Origin of the sequence: Streptomyces corchorusii, assembly GCF_001514055.1 — a bacterium.
GTDB classification, from domain to species: domain Bacteria; phylum Actinomycetota; class Actinomycetes; order Streptomycetales; family Streptomycetaceae; genus Streptomyces; species Streptomyces olivaceoviridis.
Genome location: NZ_KQ948359.1, coordinates 307,822 through 332,645, shown reverse-complemented (window position 1 = coordinate 332,645; position 24,824 = coordinate 307,822). Strand labels below are relative to the sequence as shown.

The following is a 24,824-nucleotide window of genomic DNA, read 5'->3' as shown; positions in this document are numbered from 1 at the left end:
GCACCAACCTCACGCCAACCCCGTCCGGCCACCGTGGCCGCACTCACCCCCTGGAACCGTCCCGGCACCTTGGAGGACCCACATGTCTCCGCGCTCCGACCATCGCGTCCGCCCCGGCTTCCCGCCCACCGCGGCGGGCGAAGCGGCGCCCGGACCGCTCGGGCAGGCCGGTGACGACCGTCTGGCCTTCTGGGCGCGGCAGGCGGAGCGGCTGCACTGGGGCACCGGGTGGACCAGGGTGCTCGACTGGTCGGACGCCCCCGTCGCCCGCTGGTTCGTCGGAGGCCGGCTGAACGTGGCGTACAACTGCGTGGACCGGCACGTCGAGGCCGGCCACGGCGACCAGGTCGCCTTCCACTGGGAGGGCGAGCCGGGCGATACCCGCACGATCACCTACGCCGACCTCAGGCGCGAGGTCTGCAAGGCGGCCAACGCCCTGCTCTCCCTCGGCCTGCGGGCCGGAGACCGGGTCGCCATCCAGCTGCCGATGATCCCTGAGGCCGTCTTCGCCATGCTGGCCTGCGCGCGACTCGGGCTGCCGCACAGCGTCGTGTTCGGCGGGTTCTCCCCGGCCGCGCTCCAGTCCCGCATCGAGGACGCCGAGGCGCGGCTGCTGATCACCTCGGACGGCCAGTACCGCCGGGGCAGGGCCGAGCCGATGAAGGCCAACACCGACGAAGCCACCCGGAACACGCCCGGCGTCGAGCACGTCCTGGTGGTCCGCCGCACCGGCATCGACGTGCCCTGGACCGACGGCCGGGACCTGTGGTGGCACGAGCTGGTGGACGCTCAGCCCGATCAGCACACCCCCGAGGACTTCGACGCCGAGCACCCGTTGTTCATCCTCTACACCTCCGGCACGACCGGCAGGCCGAAGGGCATCCTGCACACCTCGGGCGGCTACCTCACGCAGGCCGCCTACACCCATGGCACGGTCTTCAACCTCGATCCCGACGCCGACGTCTACTGGTGCACGGCCGACATCGGCTGGATCACCGGGCACTCGTACATCGTCTACGGGCCCCTCGCCAACCGCACGACATCGGTGATGTACGAGGGAACGCCCCACACTCCGCACGAGGGACGCCACTTCGAGATCATCGAGAAGTACGGCGTCACCATCTACTACACCGCCCCCACCGTCATCCGCACGTTCATGAAATGGGGCGAGGACATCCCGGCCCGCTACGACCTGTCGTCGATCGGTGTGCTCGGCAGCGTCGGCGAACCCATCAACCCCGAGGCGTGGCGCTGGTACCGCAAGCACATCGGCGGCGACCGGGTGCCGGTCCTCGACACCTGGTGGCAGACCGAGACCGGCACCATCATGATCGCGCCGCTGCCCGGAGGGCCGGCCGCGAAGCCCGGCTCGGCGCAGGCCCCGCTGCCGGGCATCTCCGCCAAGATCGTCGACGACCAGGGCAGGCAGGTCGGCAAGGGCGAGAGCGGCTACCTGGTGCTCGACCAACCCTGGCCGTCCATGCTGCGCGGCGTCTGGGGCGACGACGACCGCTACCGGGAGACGTACTGGTCCCGCTTCGCCGCGCAGGGCCACTACTTCGCCGGGGACGGCGCCCGCTACGACGAGGACGGCGACATCTGGCTGCTCGGCCGGGTCGACGACGTCATGAACGTCTCCGGGCACCGGATCTCCACCGCCGAGGTCGAGTCGGCACTCGTGTCGCACCCCGCGGTGGCCGAGGCCGCCGTGGTCGGCGCCTCGGACGCGACGACGGGCCAAGCCATCGTCGCCTTCGTCATCCTGCGCGGGGGCACCGCCCGGCCGGCGGGGGACGTCACCGATGTGCTGCGCGAGCACGTGGCAAAGGAGATCGGTCCCATCGCCAAGCCCCGGCAGATCATGGTCGTCCCCGAGCTGCCCAAGACCCGCTCCGGGAAGATCATGCGCCGACTGCTGCGGGACGTCGCGGAGAACCGCGAAGTCGGCGATGTCACCACACTCGCCGACGCCTCGGTCATGCAGTTCATCAACGCCGGCCCGGCCGACGGGTCCTCGCCGACCGGGTGACCGGCGCTGCGCGAAGGGAGGCGGACATGGGACACGCAAGCACCTCCACCGCTCGGGTCGTGCTCGTCACCGGTGCGGGCGACCTCGCCGCCGCCGTGGTGGGAAGCCTCGCGGAGCACGGCGCCCACATGGCGCTGGCGGGCCCCGACGCCGAGCAGGCCCACCGGGCGGCGCCTTCGGCAGCGCAGCTCCTGGCTCTGCCCTGCGGACCCGATGATCTGGCGGCGCTCGGGCGCGCCGTCGACACGGTCGTCGACCGTCTCGGCCGCCTCGACCACTTGGTGAACCTGGTCGCGGCCCCGTCCTCTCCCGGTCCGCTGATGGAAATGGATCCGCTGGCCCTGCGCGACATCCTGCACAGCGCCTTCGTGGCGCCGCTGGCCTGTGTGCAGCGTGCCTACTGGCGGTGGATGGCCTTGTACGGCGGATCGGTGGTCAACGTGGTCGCGGCCAGGGCACGAGGCGGGTCGCAGGACGTCGCCCTGGCCGGCCTGACCGAGCTGACCGAGTGGCTGGCCGCCGAACTGGCGCCCAGGGTCGACGTCCACACCCTCGTGCCCGGTCCCTCCCTGGACACCGGTGCGTACCAGGCAGGTGCGGCCGAGGCGGTGTGCGGACTCCTGACCCGCCGGACAGACTCCACGCACGGGCCGGTGCTCGTGCTCAGCGGGGATTCTGTCTGCCCTTCCCGGGCCTGGTGAGCGACGTACTCCCGCACGAGGGACGACCTGCCGGGCATCGACGTGAATCGATTTCCGCACCTGCTCCGGAACCGACTCGAAAGGTGTACAGCACTGATGCGACTCGTCCTCATCGGGCCCCCTGGAGTGGGCAAGGGCACCCAGGCGGCCGTGCTCGGCGAGCGGCTCGGCGTCCCCCACGTCTCCACCGGAGACCTGTTCCGGGAACACGTGGCGCGCCGTACCCCGCTCGGACGGGATGCCCAGCGTTACCTCGACACCGGCGAACTCGTCCCCGACCACGTCACCGGGGGAATGGTCCGGGACCGGCTCGCGCACCCGGACGCCCGGCACGGCTTCGTCCTCGACGGGTTCCCCCGCACGCTGCCGCAGGCGCGGGAGCTCGCCGCCATACTGAACGCTGCCGGTTCCGTACTGGACGCGGTGCTGGAGTTCACCGCTCCGGAAGAAGCCGTCGTGGCTCGACTGCTGGGCCGCGGCCGGCCGGACGACACCGAAGACGTCATCCGGCACAGGCAGCGGGTGTACCAGCACCAGACCGCACCCCTGCTCGCCCACTACTCGGCCATCCTTCTGACAGTCGACGCCGTCGGCCCGGTCGAGGACGTCACCATGCGGGCCCTGGCGGTCCTGTCGGATGCGCAACGACGGGCCGGGTAAGCCGTCCCGGCCACGCTCGACCGTGGTCCCGAGGAGGCTGGCGGCGACGGTTCCGGGGAGACTGGCGGGGGGTGGGGGAGCGGTCGTTCCGGCGGCATTTCGCGCACGCGGCCCGGAGAGGGACGTGCGCAGGCCGACAGCGGTACCTAGGGTGGGGAGTGCAGGCTGTGACACAGCCTGGAACGAGTGACGAAGCACGAATGACGCGCGACGCGGGGCCCGGTCCGCCGCAGGCCCGGCCGCGGGGAACGGCGACCGGCGCGGGGTGCGCACGCCGTCGAGTGTCGGGGATGGACCAGGGTGGTTCTGAACCATGAGCGATCTACATCGGCTTGAGCGCAGCCCGGCGAACCTGGACGGCGGCACCGTGCTCGCGGCGTGGGAACGGTTCGTGCAGGGCGAGGATCAGGTCCCGGACGTCCGGCCCCTGGTGGCGATCTCCTGGCATCGCTGCCGGGAGCAGTACCGGGTCGATCCCCACCTCACCAAGGCTCCGGTGGCCGTCGCGGAGCTCGACCATACGCCGGAGCGCGATGTCGTATTCGCTGAGCTGGGGTTCCGTGCCGCCTCCCTGGCACACGAGGTGGGCAACCTCGGTGGCGTCGTCACCGTCGCCGATGCCACCGGCCGGATCCTGGCCGAGTGGGGTGACCAAGCCACGCTCGCCAGAGCCGGCGACCCCCGTCTGGCGCCCTGGTTCTGCTGGTCCGAGTGCGCGGTCGGCACGAACGGCATGGGCACGGCGCTGGAGGCGCACGGCCCGGTGACGATCAGGGGTGCGGAGCACTGGTGCCAGGTGCTCCACGACTGGGTCGGCGCGGGCATCGCGGTGCGCGACGTGGTGACCAGGGAACCGCTCGCGGTCCTGCATGTCTGCCGCTGGCGCGGCCGGCTTCCCGCGTCGACGGAAAGCTGGCTGGCGAACGCGGCCGCCATGACCCAGTGCCCCCTGAAGAGGCGCGCCCGGGACAGCGGCGCCGAGTTGGTCGCGGCCTACACCCGGGCCAGGGCACAGTCCGGTGCGGCGCTCGCCGCGGTCGACACCGCGGGCAAGGTGGTGATCGCCGACGACATGGCAAGCGTGCTCCTGGGCGTCCCGGCATGCACCCCGGCGGTCGACCCCACGCTGCGGTGGAACCCCGGGCTGCCCGAACTGATCACTGCCGCCCGGTATGCCACGGGGCAGGCGGTCCACGATCCCGACTGGGTCGGCTCGACGCAGATCTTCGCCCACCTCGCCGACGAACCGACGTCGATCAGCATCCGGCCCGTCTTCTCCTCCGGACGCCTGATCGGGAACCTGGTCTCCTTCGGTGCCACCGACGGGGCGCAGTTGCCGCAGCCGGAGCGGGTCGTGCACCTTCGGGCGCAGCCGCGCCGGCTGGTCGCGGTGCGGGACAACCGGATGGTGCTGCTGCGGCTGCCGGAGGTCTTCTTCGCCGAATCGCAGGGGAACGACGTCTGGCTCTCCACCGACCGGGGGCGAGTGCGAGCCACCTCGCCGAGTCTGGACAAACTCGAAGGCGAGCTGGCGGACGTCGGCTTCCTGCGGGTTCACCGCCGGTACCTGGTCAACCTCAGCCGCGTCAGCGAGATGGACCGCGGGCTCAAGGGCGAGCTGTCCTTGGTCATGGACGACGGGGCGAGCGCCATGGTGCCGGTGTCCCGGCGGCACGCGCCGGCCTTGCGCCGTGCGCTGGGCATCTGAGTGTCCCGGCACGACCTCTGTTCCCGGAAGGATGAGTCCCGTGTCTGACAGTCCGGACGCCGTTGACGGCGGGATGAACGTTGGGGGCGCGGGCGGCCTCGGCCTCCCTGCCCCTGCCCCTGCCGGGCACCGCAGTCACGCGATGGGGGGCCCGAGCAACCGCGACTGGTGGCCGGACCGGCTCGACCTGGCGATCCTCCGCAAACACCCCGCGATGGCCGACCCCATGGGCGAGGACTTCGACTACGCCGCGGAGTTCCGGACGCTCGACCTCGACGCTCTGGCGCGGGACGTCGACGAGGTGCTCACGACGTCGCAGGAGTGGTGGCCGGCCGACTTCGGCCACTACGGGCCGCTCGTGATCCGGATGGTGTGGCACAGCGCGGGCACGTATCGCGTCGCCGACGGCCGTGGCGGCGCCGGCGCCGGCATGCAGCGTTTCGCGCCGCTGAACAGCTGGCCGGACAATCGCAATCTCGACAAGGCGCGCCGGCTGCTCTGGCCGGTGAAGAAGAAGTACGGCCGCAAGATCTCCTGGGCCGACCTGATGATCTTCGCGGGCAACCGCGCCCTGGAGACGATGGGCCTCACGACCTTCGGCTTCGCCGGCGGCCGGGCGGACGTCTGGGCGTCCGACGAGGACGTCTACTGGGGCCCCGAGCACGACTGGCTCGGCGACGAGCGCCACGGCGGCGTCCGGGAGCTCAAGAGCCCCCTGGCCGCCGACCAGATGGGCCTCATCTACGTCAACCCCGAGGGCCCGAACACCGTCCCGGACCCGGTCACCGCGGCCCGGGACATTCGCGAGACGTTCCGGCGCATGGGGATGGACGACGAGGAGACCGTCGCGCTGATCGCGGGCGGTCACACGTTCGGCAAGACCCACGGCGCGGCCGACCCGGTCGCCTGCCTCGGCCCCGAACCCGAGGGCGCCCCCCTTGAGGAGCAGGGGCTGGGGTGGAAGAGCAGCTACGGCACCGGCAAGGGCGGGGACACCATATCCAGCGGGCTTGAGGGCACGTGGACACCCACCCCGACGAGATGGGACAACAGCTTCTTCGAGACCCTGTTCGGCTATGAGTGGGACCTGGCACTGAGTCCCGCTGGGCTGTGGCAGTGGATCCCGAGAGACGGCGGCGGGGCCGGCACCGTGCCGGACGCCCATGATCCGTCGACGACACACGCCCCGACGATCCTGACGACGGACCTCGCGCTTCGGTCGGACCCCGTCTACGAGCCGATCTCGCGCCGCTTCCTGGAGCACCCGGACCAGCTCGCGGATGCGTTCGCCCGGGTCTGGTTCAAGCTGACGCACCTCGACATGGGCCCGATCCAGCGCTACCTCGGACCGCTGGTCCCCCGGGAGACGCTGCTCTGGCAGGACCCGGTCCCGGCCGTGGACCACGCGCTCGTCGGCGCCGCGGACATCGCCGCGCTCAAGAGCCGGGTCCTCGCCTCCGGACTGTCCGTCTCCCAGCTCGTCTCCACCGCGTGGGCGTCGGCCTCGACGTTCCGCGTCAGCGACAAGCGGGGTGGGGCGAACGGCGCGCGCATCCGCCTTGAGCCGCAGCGGGACTGGGAGGTCAACGACCCCGGAACGCTGGCACGAGTGCTGCGCACCCTGGAGGAGATCCAGGAGTCCTTCAACGGTTCCCAGACCGGGAACAAGAAGATCTCGCTGGCCGACCTCATCGTGCTCGGCGGAGCCGCCGCCGTCGAGCAGGCCGCCAGGACCGCCGGCCACGACGTGCGGGTCCCCTTCAGTCCGGGACGCACGGACGCGACGCGGGAGTGGACCGATGCGGAGTCCTTCGCCGCGCTTGAGCCGACCGCGGACGGGTTCCGCAACTACCGTGGCAAGGGCGGCCGGCTGCCGTCGGAGCACCTGCTGGTCGACCGCGCGAACCTGCTGGACCTGAGCGTGCCCGAGATGACCGTCCTCGTCGGCGGCCTGCGGGTGCTGGGCGCCAACCACCGGCAGTCGCCGCTGGGTGTCCTCACCTCGGTGCCCGGGTCGCTGACCAACGACTTCTTCGTGAACCTGCTCGACACGGGCACGGAATGGAGGCCGGCATCCGCGGACGCGGAAACCTTCGAGGGGCGCGACCGCGCCACCGGCGAGGTCAAGTGGACCGCCAGCCGCGTCGACCTCGTCTTCGGCTCGAACTCCGAACTGCGTGCCGTCGCGGAGGTCTACGCGAGCGACGACGCAGGGGAGAAGTTCGTGCGGGACTTCGTCGCCGCGTGGACCAAGGTCATGAACCTCGATCGGTACGACCTCGCCTGATCGACGCGCCGCGGTGCGGCTCGGCCGCTCCCAACGGTGGCACATCGGTGACGAACGGCGGATGGTGGCGGACGAACGGCATGAGTCGGCCCGCACCAGGACGCGCCTTGTCGGTGTGATCCGTCCGGCGTAGCGTGTTTCTTGAGTACAGATTTCACATCCTTTCCGCTGTTATTCATTCGCAAAGAGGAAATACAGGGAATCGGATGAGGGGAGAGAAACCCCGATGACGACGACCGCGCACGAGCGAGCCGACCTGCTGGACAAGCTCGGGTTGGCCACGCAGAACAAAGCAGCGCTGGGTCAAGTGCTGGGAACCGGAAGCATCGGGCAGGCCACCGAGGAGCCGGACGGCCGTATGAAGGCCACAATTCGCATCCACCCGGATGAGCTGACCTGGGATCCTTCCATTCTGGTCATGCCCCACGGAGGCGATATCGAGCTGGAGCTCGTCAATGACGACATGAACACGCACTGCGCACTTCTGCCGAGCAATGGCGACAGGAAGTTCATCTGGCTGGTGAACCATTCGCACGGGCACGCGCACCTCAACCTCGACGGTCCGGGCTACTACTGGTTCGGCTCGCCCACGGGCAACGACGAGGGCCGGGGGCTGACCGGGTCCATAGTGGTCCTGGGAGACGCTCCGCCGGAGGCTCGCCTCGACCGTCCCGAACAGCCGCGGCCGTAGGCAGAAGCAGGAGGTGGAGGAAATGACCGTCGACTACGCCGACTACGTCGACGCGGGTGAGGCCGTCGACCAGGGAACCCTGAACTACAAGACCCCGGGCGGAGACGTCGCGCCGCCGGTAGTGGCCGGTGTCGACTACGAGCGCATCCTCAACGCCCGCCAGGAGCCCCACAACTGGCTCACCTACTACGGCGCCTACAACGGGCAGCGGTACAGCCCGCTGGACCAGATCAACACGGAGAACGTCAAGCGCATGGTCCCCGCCTGGGTCTTCCAGGCCGGTACGACCGGACTGATCGCGGGCGCGTCGACCTACTCGTTCGAGGCCGCCCCGATCGTCGTCGACGGAGTCATGTTCCTCTCCGGCTGGGACGGCTGGGTCTGGGCGCTCGACGCCAAGACGGGTGTGGAGATCTGGCGGTACAAGCACGCGGTCCCCTTCGACGTGTCCTTGTGCTGCGGGAACGTGAACCGTGGGGTCGCCGTGGCCCAGGGGAAGGTCTTCTTCGTCACGGCGAATGCCCGTGTGCTCGCGCTCGACGCCACCACCGGCAGGCGGGTCTGGGACAAGACCTACGGGGACGTCCGGGCCGGGGAGAGCGCCACGCTCGCCCCGCTGGTCGTGAAGAACATGGTCATCGTCGGTAGTTCCGGCGGCGAGTTCGGCGTACGCGGTCACCTCGACGCGTTCGATCTCGAAACCGGCGAGCACCAGTGGCGCTGCTACACGGTGCCCAAGCCCGGGGAGCCCGGCTCGGAGACCTGGCCCGCCGACGGCGAGGCCTGGGCACGGGGCGGGGCGAACTGCTGGATCACCGGCACCTTCGACCCGGAGACGAACCTGCTGTACGTGGGCACCGGCAACCCGGCGCCCGACTTCGACGGAGAGGTCCGCGAGGGCGACAACCTCTTCACCGACAGCATCATCGCCGTGGACGTGGACAGCGGTCAGATCCGCTGGCACTACCAGTGCACCCCGCACGACGTGTGGGACTACGACAGCATCGGCGAGTGCATCCTGTTCGAGAAGGACGGGCGCAAACTGCTCGGGCACTTCGACAAGAACGGCTACTTCTTCGTCCTCGACCGCACGAACGGCGCGCGGGTCGGGATCACTCCCTTCGTCGACCGCATCACATGGGGGGCGATCACGAGGGACGGCCAGGTGACGGCCAAGGTGTACCCGGACAAGGAGGGAGAACCGGTCCACTTCTACCCGGGTCCGGCCGGTGCCAAGGAATGGACCCATGCGTCCTACAGTCCGAAGACCGAGCTCTTCTACGTCCCGGTCCAGGACACCGGTGCCACGGCCACCCGGCGGCGCCGGGAGTTCAAGGAGAGCATTCCCTACTGGGGCGCGGGCGTTCAGGTGGACATCGAGGACATGGCGGGGTCCGTCAGCGCGTTCGACGCCGATGGCGAGGAGAAGTGGCGCTGGCGCAACGAGCTCCCGATGTGCGCCTCGACCCTGGTCACCGGCGGTGACCTGGTGTTCGCCGGCGAGGCCTCCGGGGAGTTCAACGCGCTTGACGCCCGCACCGGGGAGCTCCTGTGGCAGTTCCAGTGCGGGAGCGGCCACCACAGCAGCCCGACCACCTACATGGTCGACGGCAGGCAGTACGTGGCCGTGCCGGTCGGCTGGGGCGGATGGGCCGAGGGATTCCTCCCCGGCATGCTCGGCGCGGGGCACGGCAGCGCCCTGATCGTGTTCGCCCTTCCGGAACCGTCGTAGGGCGTGACCGGAGCCTGCCGGATTCCGGCAGAGAGGAGGTGAATCCATGGAGTCCCAGCTCGCTGTGTGGGAGACGCCCGAGTTCGACGAGATCACGGTCGCGGCCGAGGTGACCATGTACCTCGCTCGGTTGGAGGACTAGCGGATGCGGGGCGGCGCTGGACCCGGTCCGGCGCCGCCCGACGGCTCGCGAGGCCACAGACGGCGGACGGCCTGCACGGAAGTGGCCATGGACGGCCCTGAGGTCCAGGTGGACAGGCGTGACGACGACAACCATCACAACCGGCGCCGACGGCTTCGTCGAGACGTTGCGGGCCCACTCGCGGCGCTACCACGACCAGCACCCGTTCCACGTCCGGATGAACGCCGGCAGGCTGAGCCGCCGGCAGATCCGGGGCTGGGTGGCCAACCGCTTCTACTACCAGGAGAACATCCCCCGCAAGGACGCCGCGATCCTCGCCAACTGCCCCGACCTGGAGGTTCGTCGGCGCTGGATCCGACGGATCGTCGAGCACGACGGCACCGCCGCGGGCGAGGGCGGCATCGAGGCGTGGCTGCGCCTCGCCGAGGCCGCCGGGCTGACCCGTGAGGAGGTCCTGGACCACCGGCACCTGGTACCGGGGGTGCGGTTCGCCGTCGACGCCTACGTGAACTTCGCCCGGACTCGCCCGTGGGTGGAGGCGGTGGCGTCCTCGCTCACCGAACTGTTCGCGCCCGACCTGATGGCGGCGCGGCTCGCCGCGTTCGAGCGGTGGTACCCGTGGATCGCCCCCGAGGGCCTCGCGTACTTCCGGGCCCGCCTGGAGCAGGCCCCCCGCGACTGCGAGCACGCCCTGGAGGTGGTCACCGCGCACTGCCTCTCCGCCGAGTCCCAGGCGCGCGCCGTCGACGCGCTGTCGTTCAAGTGCGACGTCCTGTGGAGCCTTATGGACGCCATCGACCAGGCCTACGTGGAGTGACCACCATGGACCCGACCCATACCGGCACGACCCGGAGCAGCAGCGCGACCCGGCCCGGCACCGGGGTGTCCGGCTCTGACCGGCCCCGGTTGGCGGCCCACGTCCGGCTCGCCTTCTGCCGGACCAGGCAGCAGAAGGTCCTGCTGCACCCCGAGACGGTGGTGGTTCTGAACGGCAGCGGCGCGGCCATACTCGAACTGTGCGACGGGCGGCACACCGTGGCCGAGATCGTGGGCGAACTGGGCGCGCGCTACGAGACCGTACCCGACGACGAGGTCAGGCAGTTCCTGGCCCGGCTCGTCGCCCGGCGCTGGGTGGAGCTCACCGATGGATAGCCCCCTCGGGCTGCTCGCCGAGCTGACCTACCGCTGCCCGCTGGCCTGCCCCTACTGCTCCAACCCGCTGAACCTGGCCGGCTACCAGGACGAGCTGACCACCGACGAGTGGCTGCGGGTGCTGACCGAGGCCGAGGACCTGGGAGTCATGCAGTGCCACCTGTCCGGCGGGGAACCGCTGCTGCGGCGCGACCTGGTGCGGCTCGTCGCGCACGCCCATGCCCTGGGCCTCTACGCCAACCTCATCACCAGCGCCCTCGGGTTCTCGCGTCCGAGGGCCGAGCAGTTGCGGGCCGCCGGTCTGGATCACGTACAGATCAGCGTCCAGGCCGACGAACCGACCGTGTCCGACCGGATCGCCGGGATCCCGTCCTTCCGGCGCAAGATCGAGGCGATGGGTGTGGTCAAGGAGCTGGGCTGGCCGCTCACTGTGAACGTGGTGCTGCACCGGCACAACATCGACCGCGTCGCCGACGTGCTCGCCCTGGCCGAGGAGGTGGGCGCGGACCGGGTGGAGCTGGCCAACACCCAGTACTACGGCTGGGCCTGGCGAAACCGGGCCGCGCTGCTGCCGAGCCGGGCCCAACTCGAAGCGGCCGAGACCGTCGTACGGGCCGCCCACGAGCGGTTGCGGGACCGCATGGACATCGTCTACGTCATCCCCGACTACTACAGCCGCTACCCGAAGCCGTGCATGGGCGGCTGGGCCTCCCGGCAGCTGACCGTGACGCCGAACGGCGACGTCCTGCCCTGCCCGGCCGCCCAGTCCCTGCCGCTGCCGCGGGCCAGTGTGCGGGAGGACCCGCTGGAGCGGATCTGGGCCGAGGCCCCCGTGATGACCGCGTTCCGCGGGACCGACTGGATGCCGGAACCCTGCCGGAGCTGCCCCCGGCGGGAGGTGGACTTCGGCGGCTGCCGCTGCCAGGCGTTCCTGCTCACCGGCGACGCCGCCCGCACCGACCCGGTCTGCTACCTGTCGCCCGACCACGGCCTGGTCGCCCGGGCGGTCGGGGCCGCCAACGCCGACTCGCGGGACGACGACCCTCCGCTGGTCCCCCGCCCGCACCGACCGGGTCTGCCGCCTGTCGCCCGGTAACGACCTGCCCTCCATGCCGAATCGCGGGTCTGCGATCCTCCGCTGCTCCGCCGACCCTCTGCCCGCAGGCCGGTCTGCCCCCCGGTGGAGCGGGTCAGTTGCCGAACCACAACGGCAGCGTCGCGGCGGCGATGATCAAGGTGACCCCGCTCATCAGGTCCGAGCGGATCCGGATGAGACGCGCCGCGGCCCGCCCGAGTTGCAGCCCGACCAGCGACAACACTGCCGTCATGCCGCCGAAGACGGCCGCCGAGAACCACGGCGAGAACCCAAGAACCCCCAGGCTCGCCCCGGCGAGCAAGTTGTCCAGGCTCAGTGTCAACGGGATGCCGAACAACGCCCACGGGTGGTCCAGTTCGTCCGGCTCGGGGTTGCGGAGGGACGAGATGACGAGGTAGAGACCGTACCCGCCGAGCGCGGACGCGCCCACCACATCGGCGACGCCCCCGACGGACTCGCCGATCCGGTGACCGATCAGCATCCCGGCGAGGGGCATGATCGCGTCCCACAGCCCGAAGGTCAGCGCGACCTGCACCGCGCGCTTCAATCCGAAGGGGAGCGTGCCGAGCGCGATCGATACCCGGAGATTGTCGAGACTGAGCACGAAACCCAGGGCCAGTATTTCCCAGATCATGGCGAATCGGCTGCCCGATGACGACCGGTGTCGGCGGAAACGACCCTGCCTGAACCAGCATGCACCATAATTCCAAAGTATATCCCGGACGGTTCGCGGAATGAATTCGGCAAGCCGATTTCCGTGGCATTTCCTGCGTCGCTCGCCCGACGACGACCGGCGCCCACGTGACCGTTCGTGGTGTCAAGTGGTCGTGAGCTGTCGCGAGTTGGCGGTCCCGTGGCGCATGCGGTAGATCTCGTGCACCAAGAAGCACAGATCGGGGGAGCCGATGGCAGCCGACAACGCGAACAACAACAGCACGCCGCCTTCGCCTGGTCAGGAGCCGTCCAGGCCGGACCGGCGCCCACCTGCGCCACCGCCCGTCGACCCGGCGATCACGGCGGCTCACATCGGCGCCCGCGCCTCGCACAGGTCAGCGTTGATCGGAGTCGGTGGCACATTGCTGGCCGCTGTGATCGCCGGCATCTTCGTCGTCGCCACCTCTGGCGACGACGACAAGCGGGAAGACGCGAAGCCCTCGGCCACGGTCGCCACGCATGCCGCGAAGCCCACCGCTTCCGCGCCATCGTCCCCGGAGCCCTCGGCCTCAGCCGACGCGGAGAGCCCCGAGCGGAGCGTCGACCCGGCGAAGCCCTTCCCGGGAGAGCCGCTCCCCCTGCGCCTCAACGGCGACAGCACGTGCGACTACGCCAGCCACATCGACTTCGACTCGTACCCCTTCGTCACCCGAGTCGACAGGTCCGAGCCCGACGCCGAGGACGCAGCCGCACCGGCGGATCTGAACTGGTACGGCTGCTCCCCGGTCGAATTCGGGACGGGGCGGGACAGCCGCGCCGGCGTCCTGTCGAAGCGCCAACCGTTCAGCAGGCAAGCCTGCGAGGCCGCCGCGAGCGGAGGTGGACTCGAAGAGATCCTCATGCACTCGAATGCAGTGGAGGAGGCCGGGATCATCGCGGGCAACTCGATCTGCGTGATCACGGACAAGGGCAGACTGGTGCGCGCCCAGATCGTCGAAGCCCCCTGGGCGCCGAACCTGTCCCTGAAGATCACCACGCTCTCGTAGCGCCGTCGTAGCGGACGGTCGGCCCGCGCCATTCCTTGAGCCGGCCCGGCTGTCCCGGGTCAGTAGGACGCCGGAGGCATTACCGAGCCGTTCGGCTGGATCTGGAGCGTGGGCGAGAGCGCGATCGCGGAGAGGTCGCCGTCCTTGGCCGCGAGTCGGGCGGTGGCCTGGACCGCTCCGTGCACGCGCGCGACGGCGCATCCCGGGAGGGTGAACCACGCCGTCGTGCCGGCCTCGGCCGTGACGGACACCTCGTCCTTTGGCGAGTCGCAGGGGACCGGGTGCTCCGCGCGGACGTACCCGAGGCGAAGGCGGAGCTCCTGGCGTCCCCCCGTGTTGCGTACCAGGACGCCGAAGTGGACCGCGTCCGCGGTGACGCGTGCGCAGGGGACCCATTCCACCGAGCCCACCGCCCTTGGCCGACGGGCGCAATACGTGTCCGGGTCCGTCCCGGTGAACGGTGTACCAGGTCCGGTGGAAGGACGGCCGTCGCCGCTCTCGGCGGTCGCCACCGTGCGGTCGGCAGCCGGCCCGTGGGGGGTGGGATCGTCAGCGAACCAGTTCTGGGCCCAGGCACCCACCACGCCCGAGAGCACAGCGGAGGCGACGACGGCCAAGGCCTTGCGCCACGTCGACCAAGGCGTGGAACCAGGCGGCTCCGGCGGCGGTGTGGTCATGAGAGGTGCCTGCTCCTCGTCGTGCGGACTGGCAGCGGTCATCGTGGCCGCTCGGCTTCACTTGGCGCATCCCGGTGCACCAGATCCGGCCACCGCGTGCGGGTCGGTGGTTCCGGGTGACGGGTTCAAGGGGACGACCGGCGCGTCAGCCACATCCCGGCGACGCCCAGGAGGACGATCCCGCTGACCACCAAGAGGCTGGTGTGCCCGAGGGCGCGTCCCGCCAGCCAGCCCGCAGCCGCGCCCGTGGCGGCGAGGGAGGCGACCTCCAGGATGCCGCCGATGCGCCCCCCGGTGCCGCCGCGCCACCGACGCACCACGAGGAGGGGGAGGCCCAGGCCGAGCGCACCGAGCAGGGCGATCAACGGCGCGTCCAGACCGGCCGGGATGGGCAGTTTGTAGGCCAGAGCCTGGATGGCGGTCAGAGCCATCAGGAGGGCGCCGATGATCGCGGTCTGGATCAGGGCGAGGTACTGCTGGTGGCGTTGCAGATGCTGCGTCGCGGTCTCCGAGGCGATTCGGGCGGTTTCGGCCACCTGTTCCCTGGCGATTTCGCTGTGGGCCACGTCGTCGTCGAGGACCTGGGCGAGGTTCGAGTGACACTCCTTGTCGCGTCCCACCGTCTTCGGGGTGCCGTCCGCGCACGTCCCCAGGACCTTCATGCCGTCGGCCGCGATCTCCAGATTGCGTAGCATCAGGCGCATGTCGCCGGTGGCCGCGTGCGCCAGCCTCTCCTCCGCAAGGAGCCGCTGCGCCCGGACGGCGATGCTCTCGCAGCGCGCCAGGTCGCGTCGGCCCATGCGTGTGCCGGTGGGGTGTGCCACGAGGACGTCCCGCCATTCCCGGGTCAGTTCCGCGCCCTGACGCCGCAGCCCGCGGAGGCGGCCGGCGATCGACGCCGCATCCGCAACGCGTACCCGGTACTGGTCCCGGACGATGGCGGCGTTGGCGAGATAGCGCGTCAGGGGCACGAGGCTGTCGTCGACGGTGGTCCAGGTCCAGTCGTCGAGCAGGCCCTCCTGCTCGTCGGTGGCGGGCCCGGTGGCGAGGAGTTCCCGGTCGGTGGAGAAGGGATCACCCCGCCGGGTCAATTCCCACAGGACCAGTTGACCGGTCAGGTTGACGGGGCGGGAGAGCTGGGTCTGCGGGGCCAGCTCTCGCCGGAGCTCTTCCCCCACGGCCGCGGGGTCCCCGGGCGTGGGCCCGCCCGGGAGGGTGAGCGAGCGGTGGACACGGACGGACCCGATGACCGTCCGCCCGTCGTCGGTGACGCGCCCCGCGGCAGCGGTAGCTCGCGCGCACGCCTCGTCCCAGTCCTGCGCGAGGGCGCGCAGCCGGGCGGCACTTTGCACACCGGTACGGCCGGGTCCTTCCTCTGCCGCCAGCATGACGGTGAGCCCGACCACGCCGTTCAGGCTGTAGAGCGTGGCCTGGCGTGTCGCGGTGGCGTCGGTCCGCTGGCACAGGGTCCGCCCGCCGAGGCCGGCCTCCAGGTCGGTGGGGAGGGAGAGGTCGCCACCGGGGGACGGGGTGCGGTCCATTCCGGCCTGCGCACAGGCGTCCCAGAGGAGGCCGAGGTGGTGGGTTCCCCTCAGGGCGAGCCGTTCCACTCCGAAGAAGTAGTGGAGGAGCAGTGCCTCGCGTGCGTAGCGCGCCTCACTGGTCATCCTGTTCCTCGGTCCGGTCTGCCGAGGTGTCCTCCGCGCCGATCCGTTCGACGAGCACGGCATGCCGTTCGAGGACCGGCTCCGGGGCACTGGTCGTGCCCGGCAACGCGCGCGGCCCGCGCTCCACCGGGATCAGATCCTCGACGCGGTAGAGCTCCCGCCGGAAGGTCTCGGGGTCGCCCCGGTCCAGGGCCTTGGCCATGGTCGCCAAGGACATCTCGACCTCCTGCCAGTCGGCCGGCGTGAGCAGCACGCGGGTGACGCTTCCCAGGATTTCGCGGGCCTCGTCCTGGAGATCGCTCAACTCGGCTCGCACAGTGCCCCCTTGGTAATGTCCCGGCTCCGGCCACAGAGTAGGGCATCCGACGGGACGCAACGGGGGCGGGAGATGGACCACACACGGGGGCTCAGCAGCGGGGAGCGGGTCCTGGGGCTCCTGATGGGCCTCAGAAAGGGAACGCTCGACGGCAGAGACCTCGGACTGCGCGCCTACGAGCGGCTGCGCGCGTGGGAGAAGGATTCCGATGACGTGCAGGCCCTCCAGGACGCGACGGTCATGTACGCGGAGGCTCTGCGGAGCATCCCGCGGAAGCATCCCAGCCGGTTGGGACTCATCGAGCAGTTGGCGGCGTGCCATCTCTGTCTGTGGATCGCCGGGGGACACCCGGACAATGTCCGGCAGTCCCTTGAGCTGATGGCGGAGGCGCTGCGTCTCACGCCCCCGGAGGCCGTCCAGGACTGGGCCGAGCGGCGCTGGTACACGATGCTGATCCACGTGCTGCGCTACGGCGCCACCAAGTACGCGGGCGACCTCCGGCACGCCGACGGTTTCCGCGGGGAGTTGGCACCGTTCCTGACCGGACCGTTTCGACACCCCTGGGAGCCCGACGTCCGGGCCGCGGTGTGTCTGGCGGATGCCCAGCTCGCCGCCGTGCAGGGCGACGCGGCCGCGTGCGCCGGGCTCGTCGACCGGGCCCGGCAGGTCCTCGGCGGAGCCGTGCCGCCCACTGGCGGGCGTCTGGTCGAGACCTGGGGCGTCCTCATCCGGCGTCGTACCCGTTCCCTGGCCATCGCGTACGAGGACACCGACGACGAGCAGGCACTGGCGGAAGCACTCGCCCTGGCCTCGTGCGGCATCGACGCCTTCGGGGCGGTCCCGGGCACCCCGGCCATGCTGCTCAGGTTCCGCGGCTGCCTCCGGGCCGCCCGCTACCAGTTCCACAGACGCCGTGACGACGCCCTCCTCGCGCGGGACGACTTCGATGCCTCCCTCAGTCTCACCGAGCCGTTCCACACCGAGGCGCGAGCCGAGACGCAGTGGCGGCTCGCCCGGCTCTTCGTCCTCATGTCCGACCACCGGCAACTGGACGCGGCGGATGCGGCACGCGTTCACACCCTGACCACACAGTCCCTCGCGGCCTTGCCTCCCGGGAGCGTGGAACACGCGCAATGCCTGGTAGCCGCGGCCGACATCCGGCGGGAGGCCGCACCCGACGGGTCCACGGAGCTCCTGCACGAAGCGGTGGGACTCTATCGACAGGCGCTGCCGGTCCTACAGGACACCACCACAGGCTGGGAGGTGCACAACAGGCTCAGCATCGCTCTCGGCGCCCTGTACAAGGCGAGGGGGGACCTCGGACACCTGGACGCCGCCATCGAGCACGCGGACCGTGCGCTCGCGCTGTGCCCCGCCCGAGCGGCTCCGCTCAACGCCCCCCTGCTGCACTCCACGCTGGGGGAATTCCTGCGCGTGCGGTACGAGCGGCTCGCGCGCCACGAGGACTACGATCGGGCGCTCGACCACACCCGGCACGGCTTGGAGCTGTCCCGCTATCCGGGTGGGGCGCCGCAGTGGGCGCTTCGCGTCTCCAACCACGCGCTCGTCGTCGCCCTCGGCGGCGGGGCCGAGAACCTCCAGAAGTCCGAAGACCTCCTGCACGAGGCGCTCGGCCACGCCAACCTGGAACCGTGGGAGAGGACACACCTGCACCTCAACCTCGGTGCCACGATGCGTGAAGCCGCCGAAGCCACGCAGGACCGGAAGCGGCTCCGGACCGCGATCCTCCATCTGGAGCGGGCCGAAGCCTCGGTAGCCGAAGGACAGGCCCTCCCCCTGATCCGACGCAACCTGGCCCTCGCGCTCCACACCCAGTGGCGGCTGGAGCACCGGGCGGCCTCGCTCGACAAAGCCCACGACCTGATCGAAGCCGCCCTCGCGGACACCCCTGCCGGATCCCCACTGCGGGCCCTTCTCCTGTCCGACCTGGGCGCACTCCTGGTCGCCCGCGCCCACCGGAGACTGGGCCCCGACGAGGCGATCCCCTCGCCCGGCGGCTCGGAGGCAGAGGAACGCGCGCGAGAGGACGTGGAGCGCGCCGTGGACGTACTGCGGGCGGCGCGGGCCGAGCCGGGCGCGGGCCTCGCCGAGCTGGGCCTGTTCGCCACGCAGCACGGCGAGGCCCTGTCCTTCCTCGGCCGGCTCACCGGCGATCCGGGGCTCCTGGAGGCATCGCTCAGAGCCCTTCGGGAGGCCGTGCGGTCGCTCGACGAACAGGGACCGCACTGGGTGCTGCCCGCCCTGTTCCTCGCCGACGCCCTCGCCGGCGAGGAACGGACGTCGAACGAGCACCGGTACGAGGCCGCGGAACTGTACGGGAAGGTCGCCAGGCACCCGATGGCCGCCCCGGCCACCCGGTGGCGAGCCGCCGTGGCCCGCGCCCGCATCCTCACGCAAGCAGCGGACTGGGCAGGCGCGCTCGACGCCTACTCGACGGGTATCGCGACCCTGCCGCAGATGGCTTGGGGCGGACTCGACTTCGACGACCGGTTGAACGTGCTGAGCAACACCTCCCAGACGGTCTCCGACGCCGCCGCCGTCGCCCTGGAGGCGGGAGCGCCGGAGCGGGCCCTCGAACTCCTCGAACACGGCCGCGGGTTGCTGCTCTCGTCCGCCCTGGACATGCGAACCGACCTGGAGGCGATCCGCCTGCGCGCCCCGGAACTCGCGGCCGACCTGGCGCTCTCGCGCGATGAACGGGCCTCAGGGGGTGTCCGCGCATCGGACGACGTCGGAATCCGACGACGCCAGAGCCAGCGCCGCTGGGACCGACTCGTCGACATGGTGCGCCAAGAGCCGGGTCTCGCCGACTTCCTGGAGCCCCTGCCGTATCAGGAACTGCTCGGCACCTCCAGCCACGGCCCCGTGGTCGTCCTCAACTCCAGCCCGCTGCGGGCCGACGCGCTGGTCCTCCACGACGGTCGGCTCACAGTCGTCCCGCTCACCCGCTTCCGGCACAACAAGGCGGTCCTGCGGGCCGACGCCCTGACCCGCTCGGTGCACAGGCCCGGAAACGGGGACGCAGAGGAACGTCTGGCGCGCCGCCCCTATCTGACCGACGTACTGGACTGGCTGTGGACGACGGTGGCCGAGCCCGTTCTCCGCGTGCTGCCACCGGCTTTGGCGCGGGACACGAACTCCGCACCACCACGCATCTGGTGGTGTCCGACCGGCGTCTTCAATCGGCTTCCGGTTCACGCCGCCACGCGGCTGCCCGATCCGTGCGAGCCGGACCAGGGGGGTACCGACAGCCTCGCCGACCGGTTCGTCGCGAGCCACACACCGACCCTGCGAGCCCTCAAGGCCGCACGCGCGGAGGCAGCCCGGACGGCGTCCCGTACGACATCGCCCGTGCTCCTCGTCGGAGTCGGCAAGACACCCCCGTACACGGAGCACCCCCCTTTGGACCACGTCGCCCTGGAGATCGACGCCGTGGCCGGACTGCTCCCGGCGGCTCGGACCCTGCGGGACGAAGAGGCCGTCCGGGACGTGGTCGTGCGACATCTCAGAACAGGCGGGTGGCTGCATTTCGCCGGCCATGGCGAGCAGGACACCGCGAGCCCGGACGGTGTGCTGTACCTGTGGGACCACTATCCCAGCGGATCGCTGCGGATGCAGGACATCGCAAGGCTCCACCTGGAACAGGCCGAACTCGCCTATCTGTCGGCCTGTGAGACCCACCGGACACCCACCGCCCATTCCGACGAGCCGGTGAGCCTCGCCGGCGCACTGCAACTCGCCGGCTACCGACACGTCGTGGCGTCGCAGTGGCAGCTGAACAGCCTGCGTGCGTCCCAGGTCGCCAGGGCCTTCTACACAACCCTGCTGCTCACGCCCGACGGCCACCCCCGACTACCGGGGCCGGAGGCAGCCGCTCGCTCCGCGCATGCTCTGCACACGGCGGTGGGGATTCTGCGGGCACGGCGTCCGGACGCCGTGGACATGTGGGCCGCGTATGTCCATATCGGTCCGTGACGGGGGTCCGTCAGGATCATGACATGGCGGGGGAGCCCGCCGCGCCCCGGTTTTCCAGCCCGTCACACCTCTCCCGTGCTGACCCGCACCCGTCGCGGTAGGCGCAGCGCGGCGCGCGGCGGTGCGTCACTGGCGGCCGAAGAACTCCACCTCGGCGATGGCCACCCGGCGGTCCGGCCGGGTGCCGTACGCGGCGTCCACCGTCAGCCGTACCCGCGTCACATCCGCCCCGTGGACCTCGAAGCTCTGCTGGCCGGGTGCGTCGTTGAGACGGAGGTTCTTGGTGGTGTGCTCGCCCCGCGAGGAGACGAGGGTGACGGTGATCTCCGACGGCCGGGCCTGGCCGAGGAACTCGTCCGGCTTCGTCGAGATCCCCGAAGTGACCAGCAGTTGGCGCACCCGTACCGGGTGTTCGAAGTCGGCTTCCAGGTACTGACCCGTACCCGGGCCCCGGGCGGCCGGTGCCCAGTAGCGGTTGTTGAAGCCGTCGAAGGCCGCCTGCGCCCGGTGGGACGACGCCTGGCTGGAGGCGCGCACGTGGACGGGGTGCAGGGGCTTCGGATCGCCGGTGCTGTCCTGCGCGAACGTGAACAGCTCGGTCAGCTCGGCACGGGCGAGCCACGCCGCGACGACGAGGACGATCAGGAACACCGGCAGTGTCAGTCGCGGCCGGCGCCACACCCGGAGCCTGGGCCGGCTCCCGGCGGCCAGCGGGCGCGGATCGCGGCTCGGCAGGATCCGGCGCCACCACGGCGGCCGGGCAGCCTGGTCGGGTGGCTGCGCGGGGTCGAGCAGGGTCCCGCAGCGTACGCACAACCGCCGTTCGTGTGGATTCTCCGCACGGCAGCTCGGGCAGGGGCGGCCGTGGCGGCGCGGCGGAGCGTCCGGCCGCGGCGGCGTCCGGGGCGGCGGGGCCGCGGGTGTGCCGGTGTGGTGGGCCGGTGCCTCGCCCGATGGGTGGTGCGGCGGGTCGTCGGGTCGCCGGGGGAGGACCGCGGGCGGCGTGGCGGACGGGGTGACCGGCCGGCGGGCGGCCGGGGGCGGCGTGGCCGGCGGGCGGGCGGCCGGGGGCGGCGGCGCCACCACAGTGGGGGCCTCGGGTCCGGGCGTCGCGGCCACGGTGGGGGTGTCGGGTCCGGGCGTCGCGGCCACGGTGGGGGTGTCGGGTCCGGGCGTCGCGGACGGGGGAGTCTCGGGGGGCCGCGGCGCGGCCGGGCCCGTGGTGGGGGACGGCTCCCCGCCCTGCTCCTTGTCCGCCCACTCCAGGAACGTCCGGCAGGACGCGCAGAAGCGGGCACCGGGCACATTGCGGTGGCCGCAGTCGGGGCAGACCATCACCGACCCGCCTCCTCCGCCGTCAGGACCTCCACCTCGTACCCGACGTGCGCGGGCACCTCGTCGGCCATCAGCTTCTCCAGCCGTGCCCGGGTCGGTGCCAGGGCCTGTGCGTCCGGCACCCGCAGCCGTACCCGTACCCAGGGCCGTGCCGAACCGGGCAGCGCCGACCCCGGCTCACTCGACCAGGACGTGGCGCCGCTCTCGCTGATCTCCGGTTCGATGCCCGTCTCCGCCCGGATCGCCGCGGCCAGCCCCGCCCGGGTACCCCGCTGCCGGTGCAGGGCCACCGCACCGGCCACCACGGCACGGCGCCGGTCGACCGGCCGTTCCCCGTCCACCTCTGCCGCCACCCAACCCGCCAGCCAGGCCAGCAGGTCCTCGGGCGCGGTGCGCGGATCCAGGTGTGCGGGCAGGTTGTCCAGGGTGAGCAGCACGGGTGCCAGCACCTCGTCCAGCGCGCTCAGGAACCCCGCGACGAAGGGCTGGTCCAGGTAGACCGCGGGCAGCTGGTGCAGCAGGGGGTGCGGTGTCGGCAGTCCGGGAAGTGTTCCGCGCACTCACGCCTCCCGCACCCGCAGCTGGTGTTCATAGCTGAACACCAGTGCGTGACGGTCGAGTTCGATCTTCGTGGAGGCCTCGCCGCGCTCTCCGGTGAGCGGGTCCGCCGGGAACAGCCGTACGTCCTCGACCAGGTCGACGCCGGACACCCGCTGCAACACCGCGAACACCTCCCCGGAGTGCACCGGCCGGCCGAACGGCCAGCCCTCCCCCTCCGGGCCGCCGGACAGCGGGTTGAAGTAGCCGTACAGGGCGGCCAGCGCCGCCTCCCGCAGCCGGTCGGCCGCCACCCCGCGGCCCGGCACCACCGAGGCGACCACGGTGACGCCCTGGTAGTAGGGCGGCTCCACGACCAGCCGGGTGCCGATCGGACGCCGCTCGTCCAGGTACGACGCGATCATCGCCAGGGTGTCCCGAGGGGGGATCAGCTCCTGGAACCGGATCCGGCCCTGCTCGTCGTCGCCACCGGCCGGTACCACCAACAGCCGTACCCCGGCACCCTGTTCGGGCGACTGCCCGTCCTCGGCCGGCCTCGCCGGGACGCATGCCACGCGGGCGGCGTCCGGCGCCACCTCACGCGCCAGCAGCTCGTAGTCGTGTGGCACCACCGCCCGGTGCAGGGTGCGCAGCGCCATCGGTCCCCGCACCCGCGCGTTCTCCACCGTCTCGCCGTCCACCCCGCCCAGCGCCGGACGGCGGTTCTCCACCCGTGCCACGAACGGCAGCGAACTGCGCAGCACCCGCAGCGCACCCCGGGCCACGTTGCCCCGCCGTCCGCCGCCCGTACGGTAGGACCGCACGCGCACCGGGGCGCCCTTCGGCGGCACCGCGCCGTACAGCCGCAGGGTGCCGTCGGGTTCCCGCACGGCGGGCCCGAAGTCCACCTGGCCCGAGTTGGGGTCCAAAGTGATGTGGCGGTCGTGCGGTGTGGAGTGCGCGAAGTCGTCCACCCGCGTCCACTCCACCCAGCCGTGGCCCTCGGCGACCTCCACCACGAACGGCGCCTCGCCCGCCACCACCGGCGGCCGGGCCACCCGGAATCCCTGCCCCGGCACCCCCTCCGACAGGCCCAGGACCTCCTCCGCGACCGTCTCGGCGTGCGCCGCCTCCACCGTGCCGCCGATGGTGAACGCGCTCGCCCGGCGGACTGTCGGGGACGCCACATAGGCGGGCTGGTCCGCCGCGGCCTCCACCAGACGGCAGCGCAGCCAGCCGGCGGAGTGCCCCGCCACCACCGAGGCGGTGTGCGCGGCCGGCACGTGCAGGATGACCTCCCCGGCCTTGTTGAACCCGCCGGTGTCGTCCTTCTCGACCTCGCACGGTGCCCAGGCGGCGCCGTCCCACGCCTCCCAGACCAGCGGCGGGCGGCGGGGGTCCACACCGACGCCGTCCACCCGGCAGTCCAGGCGCAGCACCACCGCGCAGCGGGGCACGGGCCGGGACAGCCCTATGTAGAGACAGTCCCCGGGGGTGGGCGTGCGACCGAAGCACGGCACGTCGCGGCCGAGGGCCAGCTCCTGCGACCGGTCGGCGGCATTGCCGACGGCCGGCCAGGTGGCGAGCTGGGAGAGCGCGCACGGTAGGACCGACAGGTCCCGGCTGGTGGTGAACACCACCGCCTCCTCGGTCTCGGTGCGCACCGTCGCCACCTCGGTCCCGGCTGCGACGCGCACGGTGTCGGGTTGCGGCGCGGACAGCCAGAACGTGGCCTCGGTGCGCGCGGCCGTCGGCGGATACAGCCGCACCCCGATGAGGTCCAGGAAGGCCAGGTAGTTCTTGTCCGGCACCCGGTTCAGCCGGTAGACGAGCTGGTCGACCATGGTGGCGAACGCCTCGATCAGCGTGACACCGGGATCGGAGACGTTGTGGTCGGTCCACTCGGGACAGCGCTGCTGCACCAGCCGCTTGGCCTCGTCCACCAGTTGCTGGAAGCGCCGGTCGTCCAGGTTGGGACTCGGGAGCGTCATGCGGACCCCTCGTCGTCCGGGATCACGTAGAACGGGAAGACCAGGTTGCGCGGATCGTTGGTACCCCGCACCGTGTACCCGATGTCGATGTAGAGCACCCCGTCGTCCGCCTCGTCGAACCGTACGGCGACCTCCGCCACCTCGATGCGCGGCTCCCACCGTTCCAGGGCGAGCCGCACCTCGTAGGCCAGCTGTCCGGCCGTGCCGGCGTCGGCGGGTGCGAAGACGTAGTCGCCGAGCGCGCACCCGAACTCCGGGCGCATCGGCCGCTCACCGGGCGAGGTGGCCAGGATCAGCCGGATCGACTCCTCTATCTCGCGCTCGTCCCGGACCAGCGCGACGCTGCCGGTGGCGTCCGTACGCGGCGGAAACGCCCAGCCCGCGCCGATGAACTGCCGGCCCATGCC

The 24,824-nt window shown here is 71.5% G+C and carries 21 protein-coding genes; 13 read left to right on the top strand and 8 right to left on the bottom strand.

The window, feature by feature from the left end:
* Positions 1-82: 82 nt before the first annotated feature.
* From acs to pqqE, 11 genes are all read left to right on the top strand, one after another.
* The gene (gene acs / locus AQJ11_RS24925) at positions 83-2,029 is read left to right on the top strand and encodes an acetate--CoA ligase (protein ID WP_059264440.1); all 1,947 of its coding nucleotides are present in this window, start codon (positions 83-85) and stop codon (positions 2,027-2,029) included.
* A 26-nt stretch (positions 2,030-2,055) separates the two neighbouring features.
* Positions 2,056-2,730 carry an SDR family NAD(P)-dependent oxidoreductase gene (locus AQJ11_RS24920; protein ID WP_059264439.1) on the top strand — a complete coding sequence of 225 codons (675 nt, stop codon included), beginning with the start codon at positions 2,056-2,058 and terminating at the stop codon, positions 2,728-2,730.
* A gap of 96 nt (positions 2,731-2,826) precedes the next feature.
* Positions 2,827-3,390 carry an adenylate kinase gene (locus AQJ11_RS24915; RefSeq protein WP_079082398.1) on the top strand — a complete coding sequence of 188 codons (564 nt, stop codon included), beginning with the start codon at positions 2,827-2,829 and terminating at the stop codon, positions 3,388-3,390.
* A gap of 313 nt (positions 3,391-3,703) precedes the next feature.
* Positions 3,704-5,098 carry a DNA-binding protein gene (locus AQJ11_RS24910; protein WP_107120869.1) on the top strand — a complete coding sequence of 465 codons (1,395 nt, stop codon included), beginning with the start codon at positions 3,704-3,706 and terminating at the stop codon, positions 5,096-5,098.
* 31 nt (positions 5,099-5,129) lie between these two features.
* Positions 5,130-7,385, top strand: a complete 2,256-nt coding sequence (katG, locus tag AQJ11_RS24905; RefSeq protein ID WP_279616953.1) for a catalase/peroxidase HPI — start codon at positions 5,130-5,132, stop codon at positions 7,383-7,385.
* Between the two features lie 226 nt (positions 7,386-7,611).
* A complete protein-coding gene (locus AQJ11_RS24900) occupies positions 7,612-8,076 on the top strand; it encodes an MSMEG_3727 family PQQ-associated protein (protein WP_014671048.1) in 465 nt (154 codons plus the stop codon).
* 22 nt (positions 8,077-8,098) lie between these two features.
* Positions 8,099-9,808, top strand: a complete 1,710-nt coding sequence (locus AQJ11_RS24895) for a PQQ-dependent dehydrogenase, methanol/ethanol family (protein WP_014671047.1) — start codon at positions 8,099-8,101, stop codon at positions 9,806-9,808.
* A 46-nt stretch (positions 9,809-9,854) separates the two neighbouring features.
* Positions 9,855-9,950, top strand: a complete 96-nt coding sequence (pqqA, locus tag AQJ11_RS24890; RefSeq protein WP_030651866.1) for a pyrroloquinoline quinone precursor peptide PqqA — start codon at positions 9,855-9,857, stop codon at positions 9,948-9,950.
* A gap of 118 nt (positions 9,951-10,068) precedes the next feature.
* Positions 10,069-10,767 carry a pyrroloquinoline-quinone synthase PqqC gene (gene pqqC / locus AQJ11_RS24885; protein WP_059264437.1) on the top strand — a complete coding sequence of 233 codons (699 nt, stop codon included), beginning with the start codon at positions 10,069-10,071 and terminating at the stop codon, positions 10,765-10,767.
* 5 nt (positions 10,768-10,772) lie between these two features.
* Positions 10,773-11,102 carry a pyrroloquinoline quinone biosynthesis peptide chaperone PqqD gene (gene pqqD, locus AQJ11_RS24880; protein WP_059264517.1) on the top strand — a complete coding sequence of 110 codons (330 nt, stop codon included), beginning with the start codon at positions 10,773-10,775 and terminating at the stop codon, positions 11,100-11,102.
* The gene (gene pqqE / locus AQJ11_RS24875; RefSeq protein WP_059264436.1) at positions 11,095-12,198 is read left to right on the top strand and encodes a pyrroloquinoline quinone biosynthesis protein PqqE; all 1,104 of its coding nucleotides are present in this window, start codon (positions 11,095-11,097) and stop codon (positions 12,196-12,198) included. The genes pqqD and pqqE overlap by 8 nt, the downstream gene beginning before the upstream one ends.
* Before the next feature lie 94 nt (positions 12,199-12,292).
* Here the strand turns inward: pqqE and AQJ11_RS24870 are convergent, their stop codons facing one another.
* Positions 12,293-12,802 carry a manganese efflux pump MntP gene (locus AQJ11_RS24870; RefSeq protein WP_244218341.1) on the bottom strand — a complete coding sequence of 170 codons (510 nt, stop codon included), beginning with the start codon at positions 12,800-12,802 and terminating at the stop codon, positions 12,293-12,295.
* A 451-nt stretch (positions 12,803-13,253) separates the two neighbouring features.
* Between AQJ11_RS24870 and AQJ11_RS24865 the strand changes: the two genes are divergently transcribed.
* Complete coding sequence (locus tag AQJ11_RS24865) at positions 13,254-13,898, top strand: hypothetical protein (RefSeq protein ID WP_244218340.1); 645 nt, start codon at positions 13,254-13,256, stop codon at positions 13,896-13,898.
* A 59-nt stretch (positions 13,899-13,957) separates the two neighbouring features.
* Here the strand turns inward: AQJ11_RS24865 and AQJ11_RS51185 are convergent, their stop codons facing one another.
* The 3 genes from AQJ11_RS51185 to AQJ11_RS24850 all read right to left on the bottom strand — a co-directional run bounded on the left by AQJ11_RS51185 (position 13,958) and on the right by AQJ11_RS24850 (position 16,558).
* On the bottom strand, positions 13,958-14,299 hold the full coding sequence (locus AQJ11_RS51185; protein WP_244218339.1) for a hypothetical protein: 342 nt from the start codon (positions 14,297-14,299) through the stop codon (positions 13,958-13,960).
* A 401-nt stretch (positions 14,300-14,700) separates the two neighbouring features.
* Positions 14,701-16,242 carry a CATRA conflict system CASPASE/TPR repeat-associated protein gene (locus AQJ11_RS24855; protein ID WP_059264433.1) on the bottom strand — a complete coding sequence of 514 codons (1,542 nt, stop codon included), beginning with the start codon at positions 16,240-16,242 and terminating at the stop codon, positions 14,701-14,703.
* Positions 16,232-16,558: a CATRA system-associated protein gene (locus AQJ11_RS24850; RefSeq protein ID WP_244218338.1), complete on the bottom strand. Its 327-nt coding sequence runs from the start codon at positions 16,556-16,558 to the stop codon at positions 16,232-16,234. Before AQJ11_RS24850 ends, AQJ11_RS24855 begins: the two co-directional genes overlap by 11 nt.
* Positions 16,559-16,630: 72 nt before the next feature.
* Here AQJ11_RS24850 and AQJ11_RS24845 point away from each other — a divergent pair, with 72 nt between their 5' ends.
* Positions 16,631-20,554: a CHAT domain-containing protein gene (locus AQJ11_RS24845; RefSeq protein WP_059264432.1), complete on the top strand. Its 3,924-nt coding sequence runs from the start codon at positions 16,631-16,633 to the stop codon at positions 20,552-20,554.
* 126 nt (positions 20,555-20,680) lie between these two features.
* On the opposite strand, the gene AQJ11_RS51180 is transcribed toward AQJ11_RS24845, so the two are convergent.
* From AQJ11_RS51180 to AQJ11_RS24825, 4 genes are read right to left on the bottom strand one after another with little or no spacing between them, the layout of a single operon-like run.
* Positions 20,681-21,889 carry an NADase-type glycan-binding domain-containing protein gene (locus AQJ11_RS51180; RefSeq protein ID WP_398780513.1) on the bottom strand — a complete coding sequence of 403 codons (1,209 nt, stop codon included), beginning with the start codon at positions 21,887-21,889 and terminating at the stop codon, positions 20,681-20,683.
* Positions 21,889-22,449 (bottom strand): phage tail protein, encoded by a 561-nt coding sequence (locus AQJ11_RS24835; protein ID WP_059264431.1) that lies wholly within the window; start codon positions 22,447-22,449, stop codon positions 21,889-21,891. Before AQJ11_RS24835 ends, AQJ11_RS51180 begins: the two co-directional genes overlap by 1 nt.
* Positions 22,450-24,417, bottom strand: a complete 1,968-nt coding sequence (locus AQJ11_RS24830) for a putative baseplate assembly protein (RefSeq protein WP_059264430.1) — start codon at positions 24,415-24,417, stop codon at positions 22,450-22,452.
* Positions 24,414-24,821, bottom strand: coding sequence for a GPW/gp25 family protein (locus AQJ11_RS24825; protein ID WP_014671033.1), 408 nt, complete (start codon positions 24,819-24,821; stop codon positions 24,414-24,416). Before AQJ11_RS24825 ends, AQJ11_RS24830 begins: the two co-directional genes overlap by 4 nt.
* Positions 24,822-24,824: the final 3 nt, after the last annotated feature.

Bases quoted from the DNA above. Each gene is read 5' to 3' on its own strand.
- acs (WP_059264440.1), top strand. From the start codon at position 83: ATGTCTCCGCGCTCCGACCATCGCGTCCGCCCCGGCTTCCCGCCCACC.
- AQJ11_RS24920 (WP_059264439.1), top strand. From the start codon at position 2,056: ATGGGACACGCAAGCACCTCCACCGCTCGGGTCGTGCTCGTCACCGGT.
- AQJ11_RS24915 (WP_079082398.1), top strand. From the start codon at position 2,827: ATGCGACTCGTCCTCATCGGGCCCCCTGGAGTGGGCAAGGGCACCCAG.
- AQJ11_RS24910 (WP_107120869.1), top strand. From the start codon at position 3,704: ATGAGCGATCTACATCGGCTTGAGCGCAGCCCGGCGAACCTGGACGGC.
- katG (WP_279616953.1), top strand. From the start codon at position 5,130: ATGAGTCCCGTGTCTGACAGTCCGGACGCCGTTGACGGCGGGATGAAC.
- AQJ11_RS24900 (WP_014671048.1), top strand. From the start codon at position 7,612: ATGACGACGACCGCGCACGAGCGAGCCGACCTGCTGGACAAGCTCGGG.
- AQJ11_RS24895 (WP_014671047.1), top strand. From the start codon at position 8,099: ATGACCGTCGACTACGCCGACTACGTCGACGCGGGTGAGGCCGTCGAC.
- pqqA (WP_030651866.1), top strand. From the start codon at position 9,855: ATGGAGTCCCAGCTCGCTGTGTGGGAGACGCCCGAGTTCGACGAGATC.
- pqqD (WP_059264517.1), top strand. From the start codon at position 10,773: ATGGACCCGACCCATACCGGCACGACCCGGAGCAGCAGCGCGACCCGG.
- pqqE (WP_059264436.1), top strand. From the start codon at position 11,095: ATGGATAGCCCCCTCGGGCTGCTCGCCGAGCTGACCTACCGCTGCCCG.
- AQJ11_RS24855 (WP_059264433.1), bottom strand. From the start codon at position 16,242: ATGACCAGTGAGGCGCGCTACGCACGCGAGGCACTGCTCCTCCACTAC.
- AQJ11_RS24845 (WP_059264432.1), top strand. From the start codon at position 16,631: ATGGACCACACACGGGGGCTCAGCAGCGGGGAGCGGGTCCTGGGGCTC.
- AQJ11_RS51180 (WP_398780513.1), bottom strand. From the start codon at position 21,889: ATGGTCTGCCCCGACTGCGGCCACCGCAATGTGCCCGGTGCCCGCTTC.
- AQJ11_RS24830 (WP_059264430.1), bottom strand. From the start codon at position 24,417: ATGACGCTCCCGAGTCCCAACCTGGACGACCGGCGCTTCCAGCAACTG.
- AQJ11_RS24825 (WP_014671033.1), bottom strand. From the start codon at position 24,821: ATGGGCCGGCAGTTCATCGGCGCGGGCTGGGCGTTTCCGCCGCGTACG.